Source organism: Skermanella sp. (assembly GCF_059503625.1).
In genome coordinates, this window is sequence record NZ_JCACHA010000870.1 from 1 (window position 1) to 8,049 (window position 8,049).

The following is an 8,049-nucleotide window of genomic DNA, read 5'->3' on the forward strand; positions in this document are numbered from 1 at the left end:
GACGCTACTCCGCACGGCCACTGGAAGACCACCACCTTCGTCGCCGGCCTGCGCGAGAAGCCTGACGGCGATGCGGCCACGTGGCCGGCTGTTAGCATCTACCTGCCGGCACCGTTATTGCGCGCCGCATGGGGCAATGCGTTCGGGCTTGGGAGGATCCGTTGGAGGTTCGAAGACGGCCAGATAGATCGACCGCCCCTCGATCCAGTGCCATGCCACTTCCCGGTAGCCTACCGCTGCGAGTTCACAAGACAGCAGCGCGCGGGGGGTACCATGCGCCAGCACAGGGCCGTCCACATCCAGAATCGCCACCCGCCCGCCGGGTCGCATCGCCGAGACAAGGTTGGTGAGGAGACCGTAAGGCTGCGCGATCTCATGGTACATATGAACCATTAGCGCGAGGTCGATCGAACGCGGCGCCAGGCGCGGATCATGCGGCTCGCCGAGAACCAGCGACACATTGCCCAGCCGCTCGCGCGAGACGCGCTGCCCGAGGCGATTGAGGGTGCGACGCTCAATGTCCTGAGCAACAACCCGGCCTTCGGGGCCGAAGAGAGGTGCGAGCCGACTGACGTAATAGCCGGCACCGGCACCAATATCGGCGACTGTCATGCCGGGACGGATGCCGAGAAAATCGATAACCCGGGCAGCCTCACCCGCGCGCTCGCGGCTGTCCTCGCTCGCCCACTGGTCGGATACGATACGGGCGACCGGGCGTTGCGGCCTCGGAAACCGCTCTGCAGCGAGGCCGGGCGGCGCCGCGGCCGACACCACCGCGTCGGGTGCGGCGGCAGAGCAAGCGGACACGACGAACGCCATCGCCGCGCCCGCCAGCCCAGCGAGGAGCGGCACCGCAATGACGCGCCCGGCGCGGCTAGCCCTCATTGCGCTCGCCCTTGCGCCCGATCACAGCCCAGAGCGGGTCCCTGCCCCATCGCCCTGGTGACACCAGCTCCAGCGCCTCGACGCTGGGGAAGCCGGCACGCTGTAGATAAAGCGATACCAGCCCGCATTGGTCCTGACCCTCAAGGCCCTGCCAAATGGCCACCGCCTTTGTAGGAAAGCAGCGATTGGAGAAGGTGATCGTCACGACGCCGCCTGGCCGCAGCACGCGCACCACCTCGCCCAGCACCTCGACCGGCCGCTGGAGGTACTGGATCGAGACGCAGATGCCGACCGCGTCCACGCTCGCGTCGGCGAGCGGCAGCATGGGATCGCTGTTCAGGTCCTGAACGAACCAGCTATCAAGCCGCGGGTTGGCGGCCAGCTCTGCTGCATTCATGCCGTGGCCAATGACTTCGGCGTAGGCAACCTTCTCCGGCAAGTGACTGACCCAACTCGACATCAAGTCAAGCACCGTGCCACCGGCCGGGAAGAGCGCGTGGTACAGCTTGGTTATAGCGGCGATGGCACCGTCGTCGATATGCGTGACGAAGCGAGGATCGGCGTAGAAAATCGTATCCGGCGACGAATCCGCTTTGGCAAAGGCACGTGGCGGCAGTTCGGGCAAACCGTCCTCGGTCATGACGACGGGATCCTCTCAAGTAGCAACCCCTCAGAGGTGGGGTGGCTCGCGGGGTTGCCAACTCGACGCGGAATGGCTGGTCCAAGCGGCCTTGCCGATCCAACCTAGGCAGTCGCCACTGCGGTACCCGGTCTGGTTTGGCACTGCGGATAATAGAAGCAACGCAAATAGCTGCGCAATCCGCCACTTTGCCCTTGCGGTCGATGACGAACTTCCCCCAGCCCCCTTTCCATATCGCGCCTTATCTAACAAATAGCTCCAGCCAGCTGTCCAGGTCTTGCGCACCAAGACCCATACCCGCTTCCCGGAACCGAAACCCCTTCATCTGATTCAAAGAAAATGCTGGATGGCATTAGAAGTGTTTACGTAATGTTAGAAAAACACATCTGCTAAACGTTCTATACCATGGAAGGCGAAATGTGAAAGCTTGAACTGTGAATCTGGGTGAGGAGGGCCCGCCTCTGCCAAAAATAGATAGCTGCGTTCGTCGCCAGCGGGGTCCGAGATTATAAATTTGTACTGCACATGGTTCAAAAACTTCAGTTGGCCTGGTATTTTAAGCTTGGCTAATTCGTGACGACTATAGGCAACGCCAACTGCTTCAACGCGAATAACATAGCCTCTCTTTGCCGCTTGCTTGTGCCAATCTCTGGCAATTTTTTCTAGCAAACGATTTTGAATCTGCTGATTGAAGTTAATATGAGCCCACATAATTCCTGCAGCAGCCTCGTCTCCAAAGCCAGGTCCCCACAAATGCGCCGCTTCATATTTATAGGTTAATTCTTCAGCAAGTGATGCAGCTTCGGTGAACGTCATGTGCTCGCAAAACGAGTCTCGTAAATGAGGAAAAAGATTGCGTTGGCGGACATTCGGACTTTTTCTATTATAGTTGGGTGCTATGGCGCGCGGGATAGGCTCTAGCAGCCGCCCTGTAATTTTCGCTGTAAATTCTCCAGACCGATTAATGTAAGTTTCAACTCGCTCGATACCGCCTGTTCCGGCAGTTCTTCTCTCAGGATACGTGAAGGAAAACAGAAAAGTTGGAGCTGCACTGGTCGTCGCAACGGTGATCATGTTGCAAACCTCTATCTGATTTTGATTGCGCGCTATAGCAAGTCTTCGATTATACTGTTTTGAGCTAGTAAGGTGAACCCGCTCGATCAGTTTCGCATGTCCCGCGACCTTGTCGCAGCGATCGCCGGCCGCCTTGCTGACCTTTGGTAAGGCGCGTCAGGCGTCACGATGTCGGCATTCGACGCGCACCGGCATGCCAGTACGCCATGGTCGAGCGGATCAAGGCCATCTGCACGGCGGTGATGCATGCTATGTAGCAACAAATGGACGGTACCGTGGCCGGACGGCCTATGTCCTTAAAGACTGATGCAGCGGGAGCTGAAAAGGTTGATGGCCGCTTTCGGAACAAATAGCGTACAGGTGCAGTTCGGCCGCTTGTTGAGGAAGCGCTATGACCGCCAAGTTCGTGTACGTGATCGGGACAGCAACCGGGCCCTTCAAGGTCGGGATTGCCAATGATCCTCGCAGCCGTCTGACTGGCCTACAAAGCGGCAGCCACATCAAGCTATCAGTGCTGTACTCCATAGGAGTAGAGCCATCCGACGCCTACGCCGTCGAACGAGCGGCCCACGAAACTCTAAATGAACATCGGCTCTCCGGCGAGTGGTTCAACGTCCCCTGCGATATGGCGAAGGCTGCGATCGCCAAGGCGGCCAAGGCCGCTGCCAAGGCACGACAGGAACGGGAACGTCTCAAGGCCCTCGCCGCCGCTGAATGTAAACGGATCGAGGAAGCGCGTCTGGCCACTGAGCGTGCCGCCATCATCCAGGTCGACGGCGTGCAGTTGGTGCATCGTGTCACAGATAAGGAGCATCGCGCCGAGCAGAAGAAGATCGACTGGGAGCGCGATGCTCCACGTCGTGCCTTCGTTCAGCGGATGGCGACTGGTAAGCGTGTCAAGGCAGATCAACGCCGCAAGGAGGAAGAGCGGCTCGCCGGCGATGCGTCGAAACTTCAAGCGTTCTTCAGCAAAACTTAGAGTAAGTTTCCCCACCCAGTCCGGAGCCTAGCTCGTGGAATTTTGCGCCTGTCGCGGCATCGAACCGCTCGCCATCTATGCGCTGGGCCCGGAGCCGAAGGACCTAGCGTATGTCCTCTCCATCTGGCGGGCCGGGTAGTTCCGGCCGAAGCGCACCCTCCTTGTGCTGAATGAAGGGGTCATACGATTAGACCGTGGCAAAGTGGGAGGCGTCAGGGGGGTGGGCTGTTCCTGCCGCATGCGTGAGGGCATGCCGCGATGAGTGATCCGCCGGTTAGAGAGCCGCCGCGTGAGGAGCGGCGCATGCTCGACCTTGACGAGAGCCACCCTGCCGAACCTGTTCCGAAAGGCATTCAAGCTGCGCCGCCGGCGGCGGCGCCTTCGCCCGCGACACTAAGGCTGCGGCGGAACGAAAAGCTTAAAGCTTCCGCGGACATACTAAATAAGGCCGCCGGGGCGTTCCTTGGCGTAGCGGTCATCACTCCTTTTGCTGGAGGAGTGATCAACCCGGGAGCAACGAAAATGACGTGGAGTGTCTATCTGGCGTTGGCGCTGGTTGGTGTTTCCGCGGCTATGGTACTACATATGCTAGCGTCCAAGCTTCTAGACAAATTGGAGGCGTGACGATGCTGCTGCCAGGTGAAACGGTCCCCGTCGCTTTTCTAAGCGGCACGGTCATGCTCTTGCTTGCTCTGGCGGCAGGGAGTTTTTATGTACTGCATCGACGTGCGGAGCGCGCTTACACCCAGCAGCTTGGGCCGGCACGCGGTTATCAGCCACCGAGCCTAGGCGAATTGGACAAGAGGATTGATATGGCAATGTCAATCTTCAAAGTGACGGCACATATCGCTTCATTCGTCGTCACGTTTCATGCTTTTCGCCATGGTTCTTCTGCAGCTTCTGACAGATCATCTCACAAAGATTTAGGCCCGCATCTTTGAGCGGAACACGATACTATAATGTTTAAAGAGAGAGCACGAACTACTTTTGGCCGACGGTCCGCTCCTTTTTAGAGGCTGTACGCGATTAAACCACTTGCTGCGCTGGGGTTTGGGCGACGAGACGGCGTGCGATGATGGAGTTCATCGCGATCCAGATGTGCCCGGCAACGAGATCTGCAGCGCGGTCGTACACGATATTGAGCCGGCGGTAGCGGCTGAGCCACGTGAACAACCGCTCCACAACCCATCTGATCTCATTCGGCAGGAAGCGTCCGTCCCGGCTGGGCAGGCAAGAGGCGGGCGCGCAGCTTTGGTCCGATGATCGCCTTGTATCTACCGACCGCGGTCTCCGCGAGACTACGCCGGCCGTAACCGATCGCTTTTTGCCAAGCCATGCGGCCCTTCTCGGCGATGAGCCGGATGTGGCGATCGCGTTGGCTTGGCGCCTCCGCGTCCCCCGAGCTTGGTACCGCCGAGGCACGTGGTGGAATGATGACCTCCGGCGGTGCGTCGGGCTTGTGACTGGCGATGGCTTGGTACACCGGCTCGCCGTCGTACGCACCATCCGCTGTCACGGACGCGATCTCACCTTCGATCGCCTCAGCAGCTCTGGCAGCTGACCGGCATCATCGGGGCATTGTCGGTCAGCAAGCAGGCGATGATCTCGCCGCTGCCGGCGTCCACAGCAAGGTGCAGTTTGCGCTAGGAGCGACGCGTCCGGCCGTGCTTCTCCTCATCCCACTCGCCCTGGCCGACCAGCTTCAGGCTGGTGCTGTCGATCATCAGATGCAGCGGGCCATGCGGGACGATTTTTGGCTGCCGTCCGGCGAAGCTGCGGCTGCGCCGGCTCAAGGTCGTGTAGCCCGGGACGCGCAGCGTTTGTTCGAGCAGCAGCAGCACACTCGTGGTGGAGCCCTCAGCTTGGCGCAGGGCTAAATGGAAGACAAGCCGCAGCATCAGCACCAACCCGATCACCGCATCCGAGTACCTGGCCTAGCCCTCGGGGGTGCTCCGCCGCGGTGCTTGCCATCCAGCAATAGCGGCCTCATCGAGCCAGAGCGTCAGGTCCCCGCGCTGCCTTAGGCCAGCCTCGTAGGCTGGCCAGTTCTGGACCCGGTAGCGGGCTGTCGGGATGCGATGGCGGCGGGCAGTGTTATGCTTGAAGAGCATTCCTGAAAGCGTAACGGCTTGGCCGCAGTCGGGCTACTCCCTCCGGCTCCATGCACCAACGCCTTCACAAATGGCAATAAATTTGTCGTGTAGAGCCTAGCTAATGAAAAAATCTTGTGTTTGAGTGTAACGAAACTGGATTATCGCGCCGGTGCTGTGTCTCGATAACATCATCCTTAAAATGGGAAGTGAGACATGCAACAGGTAGGCAGCGGTCCCAAGTTTGACCGGTTTCAAAAGACTGTTTTTTCCGACGGCGAGCCATTTGGTCCCATCAGTGCTGAACAGTTCAATCCGTCAGATGCTATAGAACGCTCAGTTCTATTTCGCCTGTTCACGCTACACGAATCGTTTGACTCAAGATTATCACTTAAGCCGCGAATTTTATTCGGTCGACGCGGCTCAGGAAAGACATCCGCTCTGGTTCACTCAGTAGAGCAAGGCTGTGATGGCAACCCTTATGACATTGTAGTTTTCCGGTCCCAGCACGAACAATGGCGGCGGGTGTGTAGCTTGGCGAAGGAGCGGTTCGCTAACGATACATCTGCCACAACCGTGGAGGATGCTGCGGCGCTGTGGAGGGAAATATTCCGCGCTCTAGTGATTTACGAGTGGGCAAAAAGCAGCCTTGCACATAAAATGCCAGAAACTATCAAGGATAAGTTTGCCTCCTTCATTCGGGTTGAGCGGGCCGACGAGGACAAAGCACCTGGCGTCGCGCAGTCATTGGTGCGGAATGCATCAAAAATCTTCGACGCCTTTATGCAAACGGAGACAGAGAAAGGAGTAGAAGCTCTGTTCTCAATTTTCTCGCTTGCACAACAGGCGCCGGTTGTTCTATGGGACAAGTTCGAAAATGACGTGCTCAAAACGAGTGAGACGGGAGAAGGCTGCCGATGCGCCATTCGCCTCAATTCCTCGGAGCAGTACGATTTCACCGAAACAAAAGAAACACAAATTCTTATGCAGGGTTTTCTGCGCTTCTTGGCGGCGCCAGAAATCGACTCCGAAGGTGCTGTTGATATACAAATTAGCCTGCCCACCGAACACGTTCGGACTTTTGAAAAATTGTCGACTAACCCACTTGCTGATTTATCTAACCGAATCTTTCTGCATTGGGCCGCGGAGGGTTTGCTGCGCATAGCGGCGCTTCGCCTTCAAACCTTTTTTGGAATCAATAAAATTCCGTGGAGCGAGGATCTTTTAACTCATTTCGATCCTAAGGATCCCAAATCCTGCTGCGAACTTTTAGAGGCAGCCTTGGGGAGCGAGGCGGTTTCCGTCGGCGGTGGGTACAAGGAATCGCGTCTTCAGTATCTTCTGCGCCACACCCAACTGATGCCGCGGCACTTCTTGTCCATGCTGAATAATATCACAAACGGAGCGAGGATTAAGGAGCGGCAGTATCCAAGTGAGCGGGATCTAAAGTACGCTGTCGCTGGTGCCAGCACCCTGATTTGCGCCGAAATCTTCCGCGGCTATAGAACGCGCTGGCCGCTGGCCCGCCCCATCTGCGAGGCAATTCTGCCCGAGCTGTCGCCGACGTTCACCATCGAGGCTATAGAAAAGGCTGCATCAGCGAGCGCTCTCGGTGCACGTGTAGATCAGTTTCAACGCGAGGAAGGACACAAGGAAGCGCCTCACGCTCTCGACCCAAGCATTATTCGAGACATGCTAGTTGAAATTGGCGTCGTCGGCCGGATTCGAAGCGATCATCAACTTCAAGAAGATGCAGCTAGAGAAGTCAAAGCGGAATTCGATTTTCAGCATCCGTCCCGCTTGTACGTGCGCGGCAGTCAGCAAATGTGCCTGCACCCGGTCTTCGCCCTTCAATACGGTGTATCCAACCTCTTGCCCGGCCGCCCTGAACATGCGGTCCCTGTCGTGGTCATTCCCGATGGTTCCAACATCTCCAAGTTTAGCTCCGCCCGCCAAATCAAGGCTGAGCCGCCTCGATGACCGCCCGAGTAGGGGCGATCCGCAACACCGTTATCTCAAACCAACAGCTGATATAGATCGAAGTCCTAGCGGCCGCTTATATATCAGCCCTTATCCAACTTTCGCCTCGGCAGCTTTTTTTTGTAGCGCAACCGTGTGAGATGCGACCGGAATTAGCGGAAGCGCATCCAATAAAGTATGTACTCAATGGGTAGTTATTGAGCCGGTTGTGTTGCAAGTTTTCTGGTTGATTGAGAAGAGCTGCGCCAAGGGGCAGATCATGCAGCGTCACGGTACAGCTCGGCGACGAAGCTAGGGCCTGTCAGAGCTTGAGTGCCGATGGTGACTGCCGGCTCTCGGCACGCCCAGCGGGGCCACAGCAAACCTAATCGCCCCGACAGAGTCCCCGAGGCGTCCAGCCG

The 8,049-nt window shown here is 57.8% G+C and carries 8 protein-coding genes and 1 pseudogene; 4 read left to right on the forward strand and 5 right to left on the reverse strand.

All coding sequences use genetic code 11. The features are described 5' to 3' along the window. Positions 1–114 precede the first annotated feature (114 nt). From AC5JJ6_RS31645 to AC5JJ6_RS31655, 3 genes are all read right to left on the reverse strand, one after another. Positions 115–819: a class I SAM-dependent methyltransferase gene (locus tag AC5JJ6_RS31645; RefSeq protein WP_496045859.1), complete on the reverse strand. Its 705-nt coding sequence runs from the start codon at positions 817–819 to the stop codon at positions 115–117. Between the two features lie 55 nt (positions 820–874). Then, the gene (locus AC5JJ6_RS31650) at positions 875–1,525 is read right to left on the reverse strand and encodes a class I SAM-dependent methyltransferase (protein WP_496045860.1); all 651 of its coding nucleotides are present in this window, start codon (positions 1,523–1,525) and stop codon (positions 875–877) included. 372 nt (positions 1,526–1,897) lie between these two features. Beyond that, positions 1,898–2,599, reverse strand: coding sequence for a polymorphic toxin type 4 domain-containing protein (locus tag AC5JJ6_RS31655; protein ID WP_496045861.1), 702 nt, complete (start codon positions 2,597–2,599; stop codon positions 1,898–1,900). A gap of 391 nt (positions 2,600–2,990) precedes the next feature. Between AC5JJ6_RS31655 and AC5JJ6_RS31660 the strand changes: the two genes are divergently transcribed. The 3 genes from AC5JJ6_RS31660 (at position 2,991) to AC5JJ6_RS31670 (ending at position 4,519) form a co-directional block, all read left to right on the forward strand. Beyond that, positions 2,991–3,578 carry a GIY-YIG nuclease family protein gene (locus AC5JJ6_RS31660; protein WP_496045862.1) on the forward strand — a complete coding sequence of 196 codons (588 nt, stop codon included), beginning with the start codon at positions 2,991–2,993 and terminating at the stop codon, positions 3,576–3,578. A 303-nt stretch (positions 3,579–3,881) separates the two neighbouring features. Then, positions 3,882–4,202 carry a hypothetical protein gene (locus AC5JJ6_RS31665; protein ID WP_496045863.1) on the forward strand — a complete coding sequence of 107 codons (321 nt, stop codon included), beginning with the start codon at positions 3,882–3,884 and terminating at the stop codon, positions 4,200–4,202. Positions 4,203–4,204: 2 nt separating this feature from the next. Then, positions 4,205–4,519: a hypothetical protein gene (locus tag AC5JJ6_RS31670; RefSeq protein WP_496045864.1), complete on the forward strand. Its 315-nt coding sequence runs from the start codon at positions 4,205–4,207 to the stop codon at positions 4,517–4,519. Between the two features lie 254 nt (positions 4,520–4,773). Here AC5JJ6_RS31670 and AC5JJ6_RS31675 read toward each other — a convergent pair whose 3' ends face one another. Next, positions 4,774–5,094 (reverse strand): hypothetical protein, encoded by a 321-nt coding sequence (locus AC5JJ6_RS31675; protein WP_496045865.1) that lies wholly within the window; start codon positions 5,092–5,094, stop codon positions 4,774–4,776. A 127-nt stretch (positions 5,095–5,221) separates the two neighbouring features. Further along, positions 5,222–5,497, reverse strand: a pseudogene (locus AC5JJ6_RS31680) (transposase); the annotation flags it as partial. A 387-nt stretch (positions 5,498–5,884) separates the two neighbouring features. On the opposite strand from AC5JJ6_RS31680, the gene AC5JJ6_RS31685 reads away from it, so the two are divergent. Next, on the forward strand, positions 5,885–7,648 hold the full coding sequence (locus AC5JJ6_RS31685) for a P-loop ATPase, Sll1717 family (protein ID WP_496045866.1): 1,764 nt from the start codon (positions 5,885–5,887) through the stop codon (positions 7,646–7,648). Positions 7,649–8,049 lie beyond the last annotated feature (401 nt).

What these genes read in the sequence shown, in the direction of transcription:
- AC5JJ6_RS31645 (WP_496045859.1), bottom strand. Translation starts at nt 819, where the DNA reads ATGGCGTTCGTCGTGTCCGCTTGCTCTGCCGCCGCACCCGACGCGGTG.
- AC5JJ6_RS31665 (WP_496045863.1), top strand. Translation starts at nt 3,882, where the DNA reads ATGCTCGACCTTGACGAGAGCCACCCTGCCGAACCTGTTCCGAAAGGC.
- AC5JJ6_RS31660 (WP_496045862.1), top strand. Translation starts at nt 2,991, where the DNA reads ATGACCGCCAAGTTCGTGTACGTGATCGGGACAGCAACCGGGCCCTTC.
- AC5JJ6_RS31685 (WP_496045866.1), top strand. Translation starts at nt 5,885, where the DNA reads ATGCAACAGGTAGGCAGCGGTCCCAAGTTTGACCGGTTTCAAAAGACT.
- AC5JJ6_RS31650 (WP_496045860.1), bottom strand. Translation starts at nt 1,525, where the DNA reads ATGACCGAGGACGGTTTGCCCGAACTGCCGCCACGTGCCTTTGCCAAA.
- AC5JJ6_RS31655 (WP_496045861.1), bottom strand. Translation starts at nt 2,599, where the DNA reads ATGATCACCGTTGCGACGACCAGTGCAGCTCCAACTTTTCTGTTTTCC.
- AC5JJ6_RS31670 (WP_496045864.1), top strand. Translation starts at nt 4,205, where the DNA reads ATGCTGCTGCCAGGTGAAACGGTCCCCGTCGCTTTTCTAAGCGGCACG.